Below are 15779 nucleotides of genomic sequence, written 5' to 3' on the forward strand. Positions count from 1 at the left end.
GTTGTCTCACCGGGCTCGTCGTCCCGGTGAACCATCGACGCGATCGATGCTACATCTTGGGTCTGACAGTTCCGCGGACACCTACATACGGCGTGTCGCAGGGTTGACCTCGGTCCGGCCGCGCACTGCCGAGCGCACACGGGCGAGCACGGTGCGGCAGGGCTCGTTCCTCCACTGTGGACCCCGGGGCGGTCGTGGGAGTGCATCCGCCGAGGTGCGCGCGGGTGCGGTCGCGATTCGGTTCAGCGCTTCATGCGGTGCAGCGTCAGCCGGTAGCCGTCCGGGTCGGCCACGGTGAACATGCGGCCGAACGGCCCGTCGGTGGGTGCGAGCTCCACCTGCCCGCCGTGCTGCATCACGCGTTCGTGTAGCGCATCGACGTCCTCGCAGTCGAGCCACAGCGCCACGCCGAGCCCGGCCGTGCCGGTCCGCGGCGGCAGGTCGGCGCGCAGCGCCATCGGAACCGGTCGCGTGCGCAGCACCTGCACCCCGGGAGGGCTGCTCGGCGCCGCGGTGATCCCGAGCACCCGGCAGTAGAAGTCCCGGGCGCGGGCGAGGTTGCTGACCTGCAGGGACAGGTAATCCAGGCCGGTGGTAGCGCTCACGATGGCCTCCGTCGTCCGGGCCGGGGTCCGGGGCCCAGGCTGATGGCGCGCGTGCGGCCGCGCATGTCGATCCACCGCGGTCACCACAGGCGCGGTGCACCACAGCAGCGGTGGTCGAGGCGTTCGCCGTTCAGCTTCCGGGGCGGCTGGTGGCCGGCCCGCCGAACGTGCTGCGGTAGGCGCTGGGCGAGGTGCCGAGCCGTTCGCGCAGCTGCCTGCGCAGCGCCGCGGCGGTGCCGAAACCCGTGCGCCAGGCGATGCTCTCGACCGTCAGCCCGGTCTCCTCCAGCAGCTGCTGCGCGCGCTCGACGCGCTGCTGGGCCAGCCACTGCGCCGGGGACAGCCCGGTCTCGTCCCGGAACCGGCGGGTGAAGGTGCGCACGCTCATCGAGGCGCAGGACGCCAGTTCGGCCAGGTCGATCCGCCGGTCGAGGTGCTCCCGCGCCCACTCGCGCGCCCGTCCGGTGGCCGAGCCGCGCGGCTCCGGGACAGCGGTCCGGATGAACTGCGCTTGCCCGCCCTCCCGGTGCGCGGGTACGACGGCGCTGCGCGCCACGGCGTTGGCGACCGCGACCCCGTGGTCCTCGCGGATCATGTGCATGCACAGGTCGATCCCGGCGGCCTCGCCCGCGGAGGTGAGCACCGCGCCCTCGTCCACGTACAGCACATCGGCAATCAGCCGGACCTGCGGGAACCGCGCGCGGAACCGCGCGGCGGAGTTCCAGTGCGTCGTGGCGCTGCGCCCGTCGAGCAACCCGGCCGCGGCGAGCACGAACGCCCCGGTGCAGATCGAGGCGATGCGCGCGTGCTCGGCGGTCGCGGCGAGTGCTTCGGCCAGCTGGCGTGGCAGCCGGCCCGCGGTCTCCGGCGCGTCATCGCCCGCGGCGGCCGGGACGAACACCGTGTCGGCGTCCTGCAGCGCCTCGGGCCCGTGCGGTACCGAGATCGGGAAATCGGCGCTGCTGGGTAGCGGCCCGGGTTGCTCGGCGCAGGTGCGCACCTCGTAGAGCGGTTCGCCGTCGGCGCCCAGCGCGTACGGGAACAGCTGGTGCACCACCGACAGCTCCAGCACGAGAACACCCGGGCGCGCGAGCACCGCGATGCGGTGTGGAGCGCGGGAAGCACCCATGGCCCGATTCTTGCACATGGTGGCCTGCGGGCCACTCGTCGTGCCGTCCGCACGAGCGCAGCATGGACGTGACCGGCGCGGAAGGAATCGCCGGAGCTGCGACCGAGGAGTCGGCATGGCACTGGTGTGGTTGGTTCTGGCCGTGGAGACCGCGGTGGCGTTCGGGATCGCGCTGTGGGCGGCCTGCTGGGCGCAGCGCACCCTGCGCACCGCACCGCGGTGCACCCAACGGTCCCGGCAGCAGAACCGCGTGCGCGTTCCGGACCGGGCGGCCTGCCCGCGCGGCTGAGCGCGGGGCGCGGCCGGGTCAGCCCGCGTTCGCCGCGACCTCGGCCGCGGCCTGCTGCGCGAGCGCGCCCAGTTCGGCGAACCGCTCTTCGGGCAGCCGGTCCTGCGGGCCCCAGATGCTGATGACGGCGAACGGGTGCCGGTGCGCGTCGAGCACGGGTGCGGCGACGCCGTACACCTGCGATTCGAGTTCCCCGCGGCTGACGGCGTATCCCGCGGTGCGGATACCGTGCAGCTCGGTGCGCAGCGCCTCCTCGTCGGTGCGGGTGGTGCGCGTGTATTCGGGCAGCGGTGCGGCCAGCATCGAGGCCAGCTCGTGCTCGGGCAGCCAGGCCAGGAACGCCTTGCCCGCCGAGGTCGCGTGGAACGGGACCTGTTCGCCCAGCCAGCGCGCGCTGAGCACGACCGGCGGAACGACTTCGTCCACATAGGTCAGACCGAGTTGCTGCGCCACGGCGAGGTTCGCGGTCTCGCCGGTGCGGTGGCTGAGCTGTTCCAGGGTGCCGTGCGCGGCGCGGACCAGGCTGTCGGTGCCCGCGCTGCCGGCCATGCGGTTGATCGCGAAGCCGATCCCGTAGCGGTGGGTGACCGGATCGCGCTCCACCAGCCCGTGGTGTTCGAGGGTGGCCAGCAGCCGCCAGGCCGTGGCCCGGTTCAGCTCGCACTCCGCGGCCAGCTCCGCGACGGAGCGGCCCGCCGACCGCCCGGCCGAGACCGCGTTGAGCAGCGCCACCGCCCGATCGACCGACTGCACCCGCCCGGTCCCGGACCGCGCCTGCTCCGCCTCCGCACCGCCTCCCGAGTGTCCGGCCGTTTCCACGCTCATGCGCCCAGCCTAGTGGTGCCCGTCCGCGCGGCGGGCCGCGGCCGCGTTGACGGGTCCGAATCGCATGGCTAAGCTTTCGCATAATACGAACGATCAACGCACGATGTGAGACAACATGGATCGAGTGGTGACCCCGTACGAAGGCAGCGGGCACCGTCCCTGGGACGACGAAGCGCCCATTCCCGCGCCGCTTCGCCTGCACAGCACCGACGTCCGCCCGCAATGGGTGGACTACAACGGCCACATGAGCGAGTCCTGCTACCTGCTCGTGGTCGGCGACGACTCCGACGCGTTCTTCCGGTTCATCGGGATCGACGAGCAGTACCGGGCCGCGGGCGGCTCGCTGTACACGGTGGAAACGCACCTGCACCACCGCGGGGAAGCCGCGCTCGGCGACCCGCTGGAGCTGGGCCTGCGCGTGCTCGACCACGACCACAAACGGGTGCACCTCTTCCACGAGATGCACCACGGCGACACCGGGGCGCTGCTGGCCACCGCCGAGCAGATGCTGATCCACGTGGACACCACCCGCGGCGGATCCGCACCGCTGCCCGAATACCTCCAGCAGCGGCTCACCACGATCGCCACCGCCCACCGGAGCCTGCCCGCGCCCGCGTCCGTCGGCGTGCCGATGGGCATCCGCCGCTGACACCCGGCCGAGAAAGCCCGAGAACGAGGAGAGCGCAGTGGATTTCGAGCTCACCGACGAGCAGCGGATGATGGTGGACACGGTGCGCAAGTTCGTGGCCACCGAACTGGAACCGCACGAGGACGAGGTAGAGCGCCTCGATCACGTGCCCGAGCACCTCGCCGAGCAGATCCGGTCCCGCGCGCTGCAGGCCGGGCTCTACGCGGCCAACATGCCCGCCGACATCGGCGGAGCAGGACTCGACGCCACCAGTATGACGCTCGTGGAACGCGAACTCGGCCGCGCCGGGTACGCGCTGCAGATGCTCGTGGCCCGCCCCAGCAACATCCTGCAGGCGTGCGAAGGGCAGCAGCGCGAGCGCTACCTGCTGCCCACCGTGCGCGGCGAGCGGCACGACTGCCTGGCCATGACCGAACCCGGTGCAGGATCCGACGTGCGCTCGATGACCACCCGCGCCGTGCGCGACGGCGACGACTACGTCATCAACGGCACCAAGCACTTCATCAGCCACGCCGACGTCGCCGACTTCGTGGTCCTGTTCGCCACCACCGGCACCGAGGACACACCCCGCGGGCCGCGCAACCGCATCACCGCGTTCCTGGTCGACCTCGACGCGGACGGGCTCACCGTGCGCCGCGGGTCGGACTGCGTCTCGCACCGCGGCTACCACCAGTGCGAGCTGTCGTTCACCGACTGCCGTGTGCCCGCGGCACAGCGGCTCGGCGAAGAAGGGCGTGGGTTCGAGCTCATGGGCGAGTGGCTCGGCGCCAGCCGGCTCAGCGTCGCGGCCACCAGCGTCGGCCGCGCCCGCCGCGTGCTGGAGATGACCACCCGCTGGGCCGCCGAACGCACCCAGTTCGGCCAGACCATCGGCCGGTTCCAAGGCGTGAGCTTCCCGCTGGCCGACATGGCCACCGAACTCGACGCGGCCGAACTGCTGACCCTGCGCGCCGCGGCGAACCTGGACCACGGGCACATGTCCGATCAGGACGCCGCCATGGCCAAGCTCTACGCCTCCGAAGCGTTAGGCCGGATCACCGACCGGGCGCTGCAGGTCTTCGGCGGGGCCGGACTGATGTCCGAGCTGCCCATCGAGCGGTTCTGGCGCGACGCGCGAGTGGAGCGGATCTGGGACGGCACCAGCGAGATCCAGCGGCACATCATCTCCCGCGCCATGCTGCGCCCGCTGGGGTCGTGATGAGCGCCGCGAGCGACGTGCGGCGCAAGGACAACCTGCGCCGGATGCTGTCCCCGGAGACCATCGCGGTCATCGGCGGATCGGCCGCTGCCGAATCCGTGCGCCAGTGCCGTGCAGTGGGATTCCAGGGCCGGATCTGGCCGGTGCACCCGCACCGCACCGACCTGGAAGGCCTGCCGTGCTACCGCAGCGCGGCGGAGCTGCCCGCGGCCCCGGACGCCGCGCTGGTCGCCGTACCGGGACCGGCCACCGTCGACGTGGTGGGCCAGCTGGCCGCGCGCGGCACCGGCGGCGCGGTCTGCCACGCATCCGGCTTCGCCGAACACGGGCGCGACGGCGGCGCGCTGCAGCAGCAGCTCGTCGACGCGTGCGGCGACATGGCGCTGATCGGCCCGAACTGCATCGGATCCCTGGACTACCTGGGCGGTTCCGCGCTGTGGCCGGACCAGCACGGCGGGAACCGGGTGGCATCCGGCGTCGCCGTGCTCACGCAAAGCGGCAACATCGCGCAGAACCTCACCATGCAGCGCCGTTCGCTGCCGGTGGCCCGGGTCGTCACGCTGGGCAACGCGGCGGTGACCGGCTTCGCCGAGCTGATCGAGGCGCTGCTGGAGGACCCGCGGATCACCGCGATCGGGCTGCACCTGGAAGGTGTCGCCGACCCGGCAGGCCTGGTGCGCGCGGGACTGGCCGCACTGCGCGCCGGAATCCCCGTCGTGGCGCTGAAATCGGGACGCTCGGAACTGGGCGCGCAGGCCAACCTCAGCCACACCAGCTCGCTGGCCGGCTCGGACGCGCTGTGCGAGGCGTTGTTCGACCGGGCCGGCATCGCGCGGATCTCCGGGCTGTCCGCGTTCGTGGAGGCGCTGAAATTCCTGCACGTGCACGGCGCGGCCGCCGGGGCGAGCATCACCTCGGCCAGCTGCTCCGGCGGGGAAGCGGCCCTGGTCGCCGACCTCGCCGAACAGCACGGACTGGACGTGCCGCCGTTCCCGGAACCGGTGCACGAGCGGTTGGCGCAGGCCCTCGGCGACCGGGTCCCGGTCGGCAACCCGCTCGACTACCACACCTACATCTGGGGCGACGCCCATGCGCAGGCCGAGGTATTCGGAGCGTGGCTGGGCAGCGGCGCGGACGCGCACCTGCTGCTGGTCGACCACCCGCGGGCCGACCGCTGCCGCGGCGAGCAGTGGAGCACCGCGATCGAGGCGCTGAGCACGGCGCACGCCCGCAGCTCGACGGCCGGGGTGTGCGTGGTGAGCACGCTGCCGGAAGGACTGCCCGAGCAGGTCGGTGCGCAGCTGCTCGACCGCGGCATCGCACCGGTGCAGGGCCTGGCCGAATGCGCGGAAGCCGTCGCCGCCGCCGCACGCATCGGCGCGGCCCAGCGCAGCACCGAGCACCGCCTGCCCATCGAACCGGGCGAGAGTCCTGCGGGCCGGCCGCGCACGAGCGACGAGGCCGCGGGCAAGCGGGAACTGGCCGCGTGCGGGATCGAGGTGCCCCGCGGCGAGATCACCGGCGCCGAGCAGGCCCCCGATGCGGCCGCACGCACCGGATTTCCGGTGGTCCTCAAGGCGGTGTCGGCCGAGCTGGCGCACAAGAGCGAAGCCGGCGCCGTGCGCATCGGGCTGCAGAACGCCGAGCAGGTGCGCCACGCGGTCGCGGAGATGTCCGGACTGGCCGACCGGTTCCTGGTGGAGCGCATGGTCACCGGTGCGGTCGCCGAACTCATCGTCGGCGTGCGCCGCGACCCCGTGTTCGGCCCCGCGCTGACCGTGGGATCCGGCGGAGTGCTGGTGGAACTGCTCCGCGACACCACCTCCCTGCTGCTGCCGGTGTCCCGCGAGCAGGTGCACGAAGCGCTGCAGCGGCTGCGGATCTGGCCCGTGCTGACCGGGTACCGCGGCCCCGGAGCCGACGTGCCCGCGGTGCTCGACGCGATCCTGGCCGCGGCCGCGTTCGCGCACGAGGACCCGAACCTCTGCGAACTCGACATCAACCCGCTGCTGGCGCTGCCCACCGGACGCGGCGCCGTGGCGGTGGACGCACTCGTCCGGCGAACCGAACAGGAGGACGACCGGTGAGCGAAGCGGTGCACCGGCACGCCCGGGACGGCGTGCTGACGGTGACCCTGGACCGGCCCAAGGCCAACGCGGTCGACGTGACCACCAGCCGTGCGCTGCACGACGCGTTCGCGCAGCTGCAGCAGGACGATTCGCTGCGCGTGGCGGTGCTGACCGGAGCAGGGGAGCGGTTCTTCTCCGCGGGCTGGGACCTCAAGGCCGCCGCCGACGGCGAGGCCGTCGACGCCGACCACGGCCCGGGCGGGTTCGCGGGGCTGACCGAGTTCTTCGGGCTGGACAAACCGGTGATCGCCGCGGTCAACGGCCTCGCCCTCGGCGGCGGGTTCGAGCTCGCGCTGGCCGCAGACCTGGTCGTGGCCGCCGAGCACGCCGAGTTCGCGCTCACCGAGGTCATGCTGGGCATGGTCGCCGACTCCGGTGGCGTGCTGCGGTTGCCCGACCGGCTGCCCGCCGCCGTCGCGCGGGAGATGCTGCTGACCGGGCGGCGGATGTCCGCGCAGGAAGCCGCGCACTGGGGGCTGGTCAACCGGGTGGTCCCCGCCGACGAGCTGCCCGGCGAGGCCGACCGGATGGCGCGCAGCGTCGCGGCCGCGGCCCCGCTGGCCGTGGCCGCGGTGCAGGAGATCACCCGCAGCACCGCCGAACTCGACGTCGAAGCCGGTTTCGCGCTCATGCGCAGCGGCCGGCTGCCGCGCTACGCGCAGATGCTGCGCTCGGCCGATGCGGAGGAAGGTCCGCGCGCGTTCGCCGAGAAGCGCGCACCGCGCTGGACGGGGAGCTGAGCTCGGCCGGTCAGCGGTCCCCGCCGCCGAGGAAGCGGCGCAGCACCCCGCGCACACCCCCTGGCTCGCCACCGGTCTGCGCGGCGGCGGGCGGCGCGGCGGGTGCTGCGGTGCTACCCGGTGCGGGTCCGGTGAACTGCATCGCCCGGTACGGCCAGTTCTTCTGCGTGTTCCACTGGCTGACCACCAGGTGCAGCTCGTCGATCGACGAGCCGGGCACGATGTAGCCGCCGTAGAGCTGGGCGACACCACCTGCGCGGTGGTCCTCGCCGCGCCACGAGGTGCCCTGCAGCGCGGTGGACAGGCGCGCTTCGTAGAGGTTGTCGGTCGGCCCGTTGAGATCGCGCACGTCCATCCGGTAGTTGCCCGCGTCGAAGCAGGCCAGCAGCCACCGGTCGGCGACGCGGCGCAGGGACAGCTCGCCGTAGGCCCCGGTCAGTACGATCGTCGGCGGGTTGCCCCAGGCCCACGCGCCGTCGCGAAAACCCCATCCCTCCCAGGCGTTCGGGTCGGTGAGCCGGTCGGCGGGCACGCGTTGCAGCAGCAGCCCGCGGTCGCGCTGGAAACCGGTGGAGAACGCGTAGACCATGCCGTCGTCGCCGAGCTCCCAGGTCAGCATCTGGAACAGCCCGCCGAGGTGGTCGCCGGGCCAGGTGGTGCCGGTGTGCTGCCAGCTCTGCCCGTTGTCGGTGGAGCGGTGCACTTCGGTCCAGTGCACGTTGCCGATGCCCGCGCAGACCATCACGTGCAGGAACATCGCACCGCCGACGGTGATCAGGTCGGTGGGGATGACGGTGCTGACGTGCTTGCCGTGGATGACCGTGTCGTGCTGGTACGGCAGGATCTGCTCGGCGTAATCGCCGCGCCCGGCCGCACCGGTCCAGCGCAGCCCGGAGCCGATCCCGGACGGGTCGGCGAACAGCACCACCGGGGAGCGCCATCCCGGGCCGCCGATCCCGGCGCGTTCGAAGGTGTCGCCGAACACGGCCACGAGCCGCCCGTCCGGTGCGGTGGCCACGGCGCCCAGGTCGGTACCGCCGATCCCGAAGCGCTCGGTGAGCCCGGGTCCGGTCAGGTCTGTCACCTTGTGCACGGTTTCGCCTCCTCGGCTGCGGGTCGTCCGGCAGGTGCCTCCGACTCTAATGACGTGCGGCCGGGTGCACGACGTGACCACTTCGGACTCCGGGGAGCGGGAAAGATGAAGCGAGTTCAGCGCCGGTCCATGATCGGATTCTACCTTTCCGGGGTGTTGTTCCGGTCCGGTACCGGCGGCATGCTCAGTGGGGCCGTGCCGAGCCCGCGGAGCCCGGTGCTCCCGCACCGCTGCGCGGGTGCGACGGCCGAAACGCGGGGAACGCTCCCGGATTCCCGCATGCCGGGTGGAGGAGGAGACGGGTGTCGGAGCACACGAGGACCGCGGCACCGAGGCCGTCCGGACCCAGGATATCCGGGAACGTCATCGACATCCGCAGCGATCCGGTCGGCTTCCTGCGGGAATGCCGCGACCGGTACGGGGATGTCTTCCGCTACAGCACGCACGTCGTGGTCACGTCCGATCCGGACGACATCCACACCGTGCTGACCGGTACCGACCGCACGCCGGGCCCGGCAGCGCACGACGACTCCGAGGAGCGCGAGATCGAGCGCATCCGCGCCCGCACGCTCGCCCGCCGGGCGCTCAAACCCGCCGTGATGGCCCAACACATCCCGCAGGTGGCTGCCGCCGTCAACGCCCAGCTGCACGAGATGTCCGGACGGGACATCGATCCCGCCGACCTGGCACCGTTTTTCGTGCGCGCGGTGCTCCCAGCCACGGCACGCGATCCGCACCCGGATCTCGTCCCCGCCGTCGTGGAGGCATCGCGCGCGGCGATCGCCTCCCTCGACCCCGGCAAGCGGGTGCCGCGCTGGCTGCCCAGCAGGCACCGGCGGCGGATCCGCAACGCCGAGCAGCTCGTGCGCCACGAGCTGCGCGCCTATCTCGCCCACCACCGGATGCCCCCACCCGGTTGCCCGCACGCGGTGGCCGACGACGTGCTCGAACCCGGCGAGCGGGCGCGCGGGCCGATCGCCGAACGCGCGCTGGCCACGACGCTGCTCGCCTCCGCCGAGCTGCCGAGTACCGCGCTCGCCTGGGTGCTCTACGAACTCGGCACCCGCGAGCGGGAGCGCGACGCGCTGCGCGCCGAAGCGCGCGACCTGACCGCGGCGGTCGCCCGGCTCGCTCGCGGCCACGAACTCGCCGACGTGCTGCCGCGCACCCGAGCCTTCGTGCACGAGGTCCTGCGCCTGCACCCGCCCGCATGGCTCATGGCGCGCCGGATGCCCGCTGCGGCCCGGCTCGGCGAGCACCACGTGGCACCGGGCGACAGCGTGGTGTTCAGCCCGTACCTCGTGCACCGTGATCCGCGCTGGTGGCAGGCACCCGACGAATTCCGCCCGCAGCGCTGGCTGGCCGAACACCCACCGCACGCGCCGCGCGCCTATCTGCCGTTCGGGGCGGGACCGCGGATCTGCTACGGCGCGCACCTGGGCACCGCGGTGCTCTGCCTGACGGTCGCGCGCATCGTCGCCGAATACCGGCTGCGACTGCCCGGGGCGAGCCGGGTCGAACCGCGGTTCGCGGTTCCGCTGCGGCCGGCGAACCTGCGGATGCGCTGGGAGCGGGCTCCGGTCGACGCGCCGGGCTGAAGCTCCGTCCCGATCGTTCTAGTCGAACAACTCCGCGATCGACGTGGGCAGCTGGCGGACGGTGTCCTCGATCTCGCGGTCCGGCGCCCATTCGCGCAGTGTGGCGAGCACGGCGCGCACCTGCTGCTGCACCGCGTCCTGGTCGGTGGTGAGCATCTCGCCGCTGGCGCGGTCCAGGAACCCGGCCCGATCCAGCTGCCGCGCCTGTCCGCTGCGTTGCCCGAGCTCGTCCTGCAACTCGGGCGGCAGACTGGCGCGCAGGTCGTCCACCTGCCCGCCGGACACGGCCTCGGCCAGCGTCCGCAGCGTCACCCGGGTCGCGACATCGGCCTCCTGCGGGGAGGCCAGCCCGGCGCGGGTCTGCACCTGCTGGACGAACGTACGCAGCGCCTGATCCTCGTTCAGGCTCTCGGACACGGTTGACCACCTCTCTACGTTCTCGGCGACGGCCGGAGCGCCCGGCCGGCGCATGCTCACTGGAAGAGCGGGGCGTACCCGGCGGGCAGCTGCGACCGCAGGTCCTTGATCTCGCCCGGCGAGACGAACTCGGACAGCGTGGCCAGCACCGCGCGGGTGTGCACCCGGGCCTGCTCCGGGTCGCTGCCCGGCCCTTCCCGGTCGGCGACGCGGCGCAGGAAGTCGTCCACGTCCCCGATCTGCTCGGACTGCCCGGTGTGCTGCTGCAGCGGCTCCTTGAGCTCCGGCGGGAGCTGGCTGGCGAGATCGGTGGGCTCGTTGCCGGTCAACCGCTGGCCCAGCGTCGCCAGGACCACTTTGGCCACCGAGTCGGCCTGGCCGCGGTCCGCGGGACCGCCGGACTGGCCGAGCCGCTTGAGGAACTGGTCGTACTGCATTGCTCCTTCTTCCGGTGCAACCGGGAGGATGGACCGCCCCGGCCGGATCACGTGCTTCACCGTGGTGGATGCCCCAACGGGCGGTGATCCAAACACCGCGCAGCCGATCAGGATTCGCAGTCGCTGATGATGGTCTGCGCGATCTCGCGGAGTTTGACGTTGCGCTGCTGCGAGATCTTCTTCAGCAGAGCTTCCGCGTCGTCGGCGCTGAGCCCGTGCTGCTGCATGATGATGCCGATCGCCTCACCGATCTCCTGACGGGTGGCGATGGCCGCCTGCAGTTGGGCGCTGGTGCGGGCGCCGGCGAAGGCCACCGCCGCGTGTGAGGCCAGCAGCCAGCCGACCAGTTCGGAGTGGCGCGTGAACGCGCCCGGTTCCGGGGAGTACAGGTCCAGCGCGCCGAGGTCGCCTTCCTCGGTGTAGAGCAGGAATCCCATCATGCTGGCGATTCCGAGCTCGCGGGCTCGCGGGGCGAAGTTCGGCCAGCGGTCCGCTTCGGCTTCCAGGTCGGCAATCCGGTAGGACTGCGCTTTGCGGAACGCGGCGTCGAAGCAGGGGCCCTCGGCGGCCTCGCCCTGCGCAGCATCGGAATCGCGGACCAGATCGCCGGTCACGGCGGCGCTGTCCACCCGGTTGTGCCGGTCCAGCAGCAGCACGCCCGCGTGCTCGCAGCCGTCCACGAGCTGTACCGCATGCGTGACGATGCTGTCCAATGTGGACTGAACCGAGTCTTGGGCCAGCAGGTCGCGCGACATCCCGGCCAGGCCTACCGCTACGCGCTCCAGCACCGCGGAATCCGCTTGCTCGCTCATGATCCCCCTCTTCCGCGCTCGCTCACACGCGGGAAGACGCGTGGCAAGCGTACCGGCACTCCGGTCATCCGGAGGCGGCGTCGAGGGCATCGGTGACATCCGGGCGGCGCAGCGCGTCCAGTCCGGCGTGCCGCAGGGCCCGCAGCGGTTCAGCGCCCGCGATGACCACGCGCAGGCCGATACCGCGAGTTCCTGCGCGCAGCTGAGCCCGGTGGAGCATCTCCAGCGCCGCCACAGCCAGGAACGGAACGGCGGTGAGGTCGAGCACCACCGTCCGCGCGGGAGCGCCCAGCTCCGCGTCGATCCGTTCTTCCAGGTGCGGCACGGTGGCGGCATCCAGCTCACCGGTAACGGTGATCAGCACCGTCCCGCTGCTCGGCCGCGAAGCCCGTAGCCCCAACCGGGCGGCCTCGCGGCCCGGCGGCGCACCGGAAATCCGATCGGAGGTCATAGCTCGTCCTTCCCGCCGGATCGAGTCGCAGAGCAGCCAGCCCCGCTCGACACCGCCGCGGCGGCGTCGAGAGGGGATCAGCGCTGCGCCGTCGACTCGACCTGGCGCATCGATGATCCGTGGCTGATCCTCAACCGGGTTCAGACTAGCAACGGCCACCAACGGCTCGATGTCCTGGACGCCACGCTCACCGGGCGGACCCGGTCGATCAATCCTGTGTGGGGGGATTTCGCACGGCGATGATCCGCATCCGCTCCTAGCCTCGGTACGGCGCGCACTCCGATCGGGATCCCTCCGGACGGGCCCCGGGAACAGAGAGGTGCACCACCATGGCCAACGCTTCGACCCGCCGTCTCCTCGCCGCCGCGCTCGCCGCTCCCGCCCTCGCGCTGGCCGCGCCGACCGTCGCCCTGGCCGACGGGGCGCTGGAGAGCAACATGGACTACGCGGGCCCCGGAGGCACGGCTGCGCAGGACACCGTGACCGCCGCCGACGAAGCGGGCAACGCCATCTGGGGCGAGCAGACCGGCGCCGCCGGCCCCGGCGGGGTCTACTCGGACAGCGCTGTGGCAGCGGTGAGCGGCCAGGACTGATCGCGCCCGCACGGCGGTGGCCGGGACGCGCCGGGCCGCCGCCGTGCGGGGACCGGTCAGCACCCGTCGGCCGCGGGCTCCTTCGGCAGCTCGCCGCGCAATCGCACGACCGCATCGCGCAGCCGGGTCTTGAACGTCGTGCGCGGCACCCCCAGGATCTCCGCGGCCTCCTGCGAGCTGTAGCCGCAGTAGTGCACCAGCAGAACCGATTCCCGTTGCAACTCGCTGAGCTCCTCGATCGCGCGCCGCACCTGCGCGTGCTCCCACCGGGACACGGCCTGCTCGACGACCTGGTCGAAGGGCCGTTCCACGAGACGCGCACCGTAGCGGGCCTCGCGCCGCGCAGCGGCCTGCACCGAGCGGACGCGGTCCACGGCCCGCCGCCGCGCGAGCACCAGCACCCAGTTGAGCACGCCTCCGCGCTCCGGCCGGTACTTCCCCGCCGAGAGCCACACCTCGGTGAGGACCTCCTGGGCGACCTCCTCCGCCTGCGCGGCATCCCGCAGGATCTGCACGACCGCCGTCGTGACGCGCTCCCACAGCCAGTGGTAGAGCTGCTCGGCCGCGCGGTGGTCCCCGGCGGCGAGTTCCTCCACCGCGACGACGAGAGCACGCTCGCTCGGTTCCACAGGTCCCCGGTCGCCCGGACTTCGCGGCGCGGTCACCGTCCACACAGGCCCGCGGTGCGGGGACGGACGCACGCGGTGCCGGCTGCGCGTGGGGAAGGTCGGGCAGCAGTGCCGATGCCCGGGAGGTGTTCCATGACGGTGATTCGGCACGGCAGCCCGGAACGATTGGTGCTCGCCGGAAAGTGCGCCGGTGGGGCGGTTCGTGCCCGGCCCACCGGCGCGCGGGTGACTCAGAGTCCGAGGCCCCCGGTCAGGTCGCCGACGGCACCACCGACCGGCCCGTCACTGCCGGTCACCGGCGAGGTGATGTCGGCCTGCCCGGCGGACGTGTCCGCCGTGGGATCGACCGCACCGGTCACGTCGCCGACCTCGGGCAGCACGCCGCCCACGTCCTGCAGCCCGCCGGTGACGTCACCGGCACCGGCGATCTCGCCCAGCTCCCCGGTGAGGTCACCGGTGATGTCGCCGCCGGCGACATCGGTCAGCGCGTTGACGTCACCGGTCTCGACGTCGCCGACCAGGCCGTCGACGCCGATCCCGTTGCCCGAGCCCAGAGCGTTCTCCGAGCCGACGGTGTCCTCGCTGCTGGACATCTCCGCGTTCTCGACCATCTCGGTGTTGTCGGTCGTGCTGGTGTTCCCGGCCTGCTCGGCGTCCAGCACAGAGTCGACGTCACCGAGCGACGAGAAGATTTCGGGGGTAGTCATGCTCTTCCAACTCCATTCCGCTTGCCGCCGGGATCGGTTCCCCGGCGGTGGTTCACGACCACGGGAGTGGGAACTCCACGGTCGGACGCGATCCGCGGCGCGGATCGGTTTTCGGTGGGAGATCCCGCTTTCCGGAGCGGAGGCGGCACTCGGTCCGCGGTCCCGGTTGATCTGCCCCCGGATTCAGCCGACGGCATCCCGCACATCCCATACGTACCGGCACCGCCGAGCCGCGGTACCGCCCCCGCGATGCCGAACACTAAAGATGGACGCAGCACCCGGAATGGGGGGAATGGCCCCGTGCTCGCCGAGCTCTGTTGGGGGATCCGTTCGGGGAATGCCCGGCCTTCCGGCGGCTGGAGCAGCGCACGGAACTGCGTGGGGTACGGGTGGAATCGCCCGCACCGGGGGAATGTGCCGGACTACACACCGGGACTCGGGATCCCGATGACGACTGCGGAAAATCTAACCCGCAGGACCAATCCGGGTCCAGCCCCGCTACGAATCATGCCCGCAAGGTTCGACATGTCCGAACCGCGCGCCGGTTGGCGGGCGCGAGCCGTGCGGATCGAACGGGATGCCACCGGGTTTCGCCGCCGCCAGGTCCGATGCGAACTCGCCGTCGGCCAGCGCCGGCGTCGCGGCGCCGAAACCGGCGCCGGTGAGCCCTTCCCGGAAACCGCGGGGGAACGCGCCCCATCCCACCGGCGCCGGGTACTGCTACGCACCGCGGTGGTTCTCCGGTCGTTCTCCGGCGTCGGCGAACCGGAAAGCGTGCGTGGCCCCCGCCGTCCTTGTGGTAGACGATCTTCGGATGGCCGCCCTCCCGGGCAATCTCGTCGCGGTGCCGCGTCTCGTACTCCCCGTGCGCCGACGCCGCGACGTACCCGACCGTGCCGGTGCCCTGCTCGACCCACACCACGACGTGTTCCAGCTCGTGCCTGTGGCGCCTCTCCCGTCGGTCGGGAACGACCGGGTGTCCACGCGAGCACCCGCCGGACTCGGCCGGCACCGCCGATCGGCGGTGCCGCACCGGTCAGCGCGCAGCCAGCACCTGGCGCTCGGCGTCCCGCCGGCCGACGAGGAACCACAGCGCGCTGCCGAGGAACGGCGCCACGAACGCGAACACCAGCCAGGCCAGCTTCATCCCCGCGGTGTGCGCCGAGCACACGATGCTGATCAGCGCCGCGACGAACAGCACGACGTAGGCCAGCGCCGCCAGCGCGGCCAGGCCGAGAAGCAGTAGCCCCAGCGCGCTCGCGCCGGCGTCGGAGGTGGTGAGCAGGGTGTGCATCTTTCGGGTCTCCCGTCGGGTCGTGCCCGGCGCGCTGCCGGGCTCCGGTGTCTTCGACGAGTCGATCTTGCTGCCTGGGGCGGGTGCCGATCATCAGTCTTCCTCGCACTCCTACCCGGCCGAAAGTGCTAGGCCAACGCGCGGTGACCGGGCCTGGTGCAGGGTTTGGTGACAGCTGCTTACG

19 protein-coding genes are annotated in these 15779 nt (G+C 72.4%); 7 read left to right on the top strand and 12 right to left on the bottom strand.

Annotation, left to right across the window (positions count from 1 at the left end; translation table 11 throughout):
• Positions 1-242 precede the first annotated feature (242 nt).
• Positions 243-605 carry a VOC family protein gene (locus IQ251_RS19335; protein ID WP_193930518.1) on the bottom strand — a complete coding sequence of 121 codons (363 nt, stop codon included), beginning with the start codon at positions 603-605 and terminating at the stop codon, positions 243-245.
• A 130-nt stretch (positions 606-735) separates the two neighbouring features.
• A complete protein-coding gene (locus IQ251_RS19340; RefSeq protein ID WP_228047694.1) occupies positions 736-1734 on the bottom strand; it encodes a GlxA family transcriptional regulator in 999 nt (332 codons plus the stop codon).
• 115 nt (positions 1735-1849) lie between these two features.
• On the opposite strand from IQ251_RS19340, the gene IQ251_RS19345 reads away from it, so the two are divergent.
• Positions 1850-2023 (top strand): hypothetical protein, encoded by a 174-nt coding sequence (locus tag IQ251_RS19345; protein WP_193930522.1) that lies wholly within the window; start codon positions 1850-1852, stop codon positions 2021-2023.
• Positions 2024-2041: 18 nt separating this feature from the next.
• On the opposite strand, the gene IQ251_RS19350 is transcribed toward IQ251_RS19345, so the two are convergent.
• Positions 2042-2848, bottom strand: a complete 807-nt coding sequence (locus IQ251_RS19350) for an IclR family transcriptional regulator (protein WP_193930524.1) — start codon at positions 2846-2848, stop codon at positions 2042-2044.
• 127 nt (positions 2849-2975) lie between these two features.
• Here IQ251_RS19350 and IQ251_RS19355 point away from each other — a divergent pair, with 127 nt between their 5' ends.
• From IQ251_RS19355 to IQ251_RS19370, 4 genes are read left to right on the top strand one after another with little or no spacing between them, the layout of a single operon-like run.
• Positions 2976-3497: a thioesterase family protein gene (locus IQ251_RS19355; RefSeq protein ID WP_370591510.1), complete on the top strand. Its 522-nt coding sequence runs from the start codon at positions 2976-2978 to the stop codon at positions 3495-3497.
• A gap of 37 nt (positions 3498-3534) precedes the next feature.
• Positions 3535-4695 carry an acyl-CoA dehydrogenase family protein gene (locus IQ251_RS19360; RefSeq protein WP_193930528.1) on the top strand — a complete coding sequence of 387 codons (1161 nt, stop codon included), beginning with the start codon at positions 3535-3537 and terminating at the stop codon, positions 4693-4695.
• A complete protein-coding gene (locus IQ251_RS19365; protein ID WP_193930530.1) occupies positions 4695-6782 on the top strand; it encodes an acetate--CoA ligase family protein in 2088 nt (695 codons plus the stop codon). Before IQ251_RS19360 ends, IQ251_RS19365 begins: the two co-directional genes overlap by 1 nt.
• Positions 6779-7564 (top strand): enoyl-CoA hydratase-related protein, encoded by a 786-nt coding sequence (locus IQ251_RS19370; protein WP_193930532.1) that lies wholly within the window; start codon positions 6779-6781, stop codon positions 7562-7564. Before IQ251_RS19365 ends, IQ251_RS19370 begins: the two co-directional genes overlap by 4 nt.
• Positions 7565-7574: 10 nt before the next feature.
• On the opposite strand, the gene IQ251_RS19375 is transcribed toward IQ251_RS19370, so the two are convergent.
• Positions 7575-8657, bottom strand: coding sequence for a glycoside hydrolase family 183 protein (locus tag IQ251_RS19375; protein WP_193930534.1), 1083 nt, complete (start codon positions 8655-8657; stop codon positions 7575-7577).
• Between the two features lie 302 nt (positions 8658-8959).
• Between IQ251_RS19375 and IQ251_RS19380 the strand changes: the two genes are divergently transcribed.
• Positions 8960-10255, top strand: coding sequence for a cytochrome P450 (locus tag IQ251_RS19380; protein WP_193930543.1), 1296 nt, complete (start codon positions 8960-8962; stop codon positions 10253-10255).
• 18 nt (positions 10256-10273) lie between these two features.
• On the opposite strand, the gene IQ251_RS19385 is transcribed toward IQ251_RS19380, so the two are convergent.
• The 4 genes from IQ251_RS19385 to IQ251_RS19400 form a co-directional block, all read right to left on the bottom strand.
• Positions 10274-10672: a DUF2267 domain-containing protein gene (locus tag IQ251_RS19385; protein ID WP_193930545.1), complete on the bottom strand. Its 399-nt coding sequence runs from the start codon at positions 10670-10672 to the stop codon at positions 10274-10276.
• A 56-nt stretch (positions 10673-10728) separates the two neighbouring features.
• Positions 10729-11109: a DUF2267 domain-containing protein gene (locus IQ251_RS19390; protein ID WP_193930547.1), complete on the bottom strand. Its 381-nt coding sequence runs from the start codon at positions 11107-11109 to the stop codon at positions 10729-10731.
• Positions 11110-11216: 107 nt separating this feature from the next.
• On the bottom strand, positions 11217-11921 hold the full coding sequence (locus tag IQ251_RS19395; RefSeq protein ID WP_193930549.1) for a GAF and ANTAR domain-containing protein: 705 nt from the start codon (positions 11919-11921) through the stop codon (positions 11217-11219).
• Positions 11922-11985: 64 nt separating this feature from the next.
• A complete protein-coding gene (locus IQ251_RS19400; RefSeq protein WP_193930551.1) occupies positions 11986-12372 on the bottom strand; it encodes an STAS domain-containing protein in 387 nt (128 codons plus the stop codon).
• Positions 12373-12701: 329 nt separating this feature from the next.
• On the opposite strand from IQ251_RS19400, the gene IQ251_RS19405 reads away from it, so the two are divergent.
• Positions 12702-12965 carry a hypothetical protein gene (locus tag IQ251_RS19405; RefSeq protein WP_193930553.1) on the top strand — a complete coding sequence of 88 codons (264 nt, stop codon included), beginning with the start codon at positions 12702-12704 and terminating at the stop codon, positions 12963-12965.
• A 56-nt stretch (positions 12966-13021) separates the two neighbouring features.
• Here IQ251_RS19405 and IQ251_RS19410 read toward each other — a convergent pair whose 3' ends face one another.
• The 4 genes from IQ251_RS19410 to IQ251_RS19425 all read right to left on the bottom strand — a co-directional run bounded on the left by IQ251_RS19410 (position 13022) and on the right by IQ251_RS19425 (position 15595).
• Positions 13022-13594 carry a sigma-70 family RNA polymerase sigma factor gene (locus IQ251_RS19410; protein ID WP_193930555.1) on the bottom strand — a complete coding sequence of 191 codons (573 nt, stop codon included), beginning with the start codon at positions 13592-13594 and terminating at the stop codon, positions 13022-13024.
• Positions 13595-13824: 230 nt separating this feature from the next.
• On the bottom strand, positions 13825-14301 hold the full coding sequence (locus IQ251_RS19415; RefSeq protein WP_193930557.1) for a hypothetical protein: 477 nt from the start codon (positions 14299-14301) through the stop codon (positions 13825-13827).
• A 505-nt stretch (positions 14302-14806) separates the two neighbouring features.
• A complete protein-coding gene (locus tag IQ251_RS19420) occupies positions 14807-15334 on the bottom strand; it encodes an NPP1 family protein (protein ID WP_370591511.1) in 528 nt (175 codons plus the stop codon).
• Positions 15335-15337: 3 nt separating this feature from the next.
• On the bottom strand, positions 15338-15595 hold the full coding sequence (locus tag IQ251_RS19425) for a PLD nuclease N-terminal domain-containing protein (protein ID WP_193930559.1): 258 nt from the start codon (positions 15593-15595) through the stop codon (positions 15338-15340).
• Between the last annotated feature and the right edge of the window lie 184 nt (positions 15596-15779).

The sequence above is a fragment of the Saccharopolyspora montiporae genome (assembly GCF_015209505.1).
In the GTDB taxonomy this organism is placed as follows: Bacteria; Actinomycetota; Actinomycetes; order Mycobacteriales; family Pseudonocardiaceae; genus Saccharopolyspora; species Saccharopolyspora montiporae.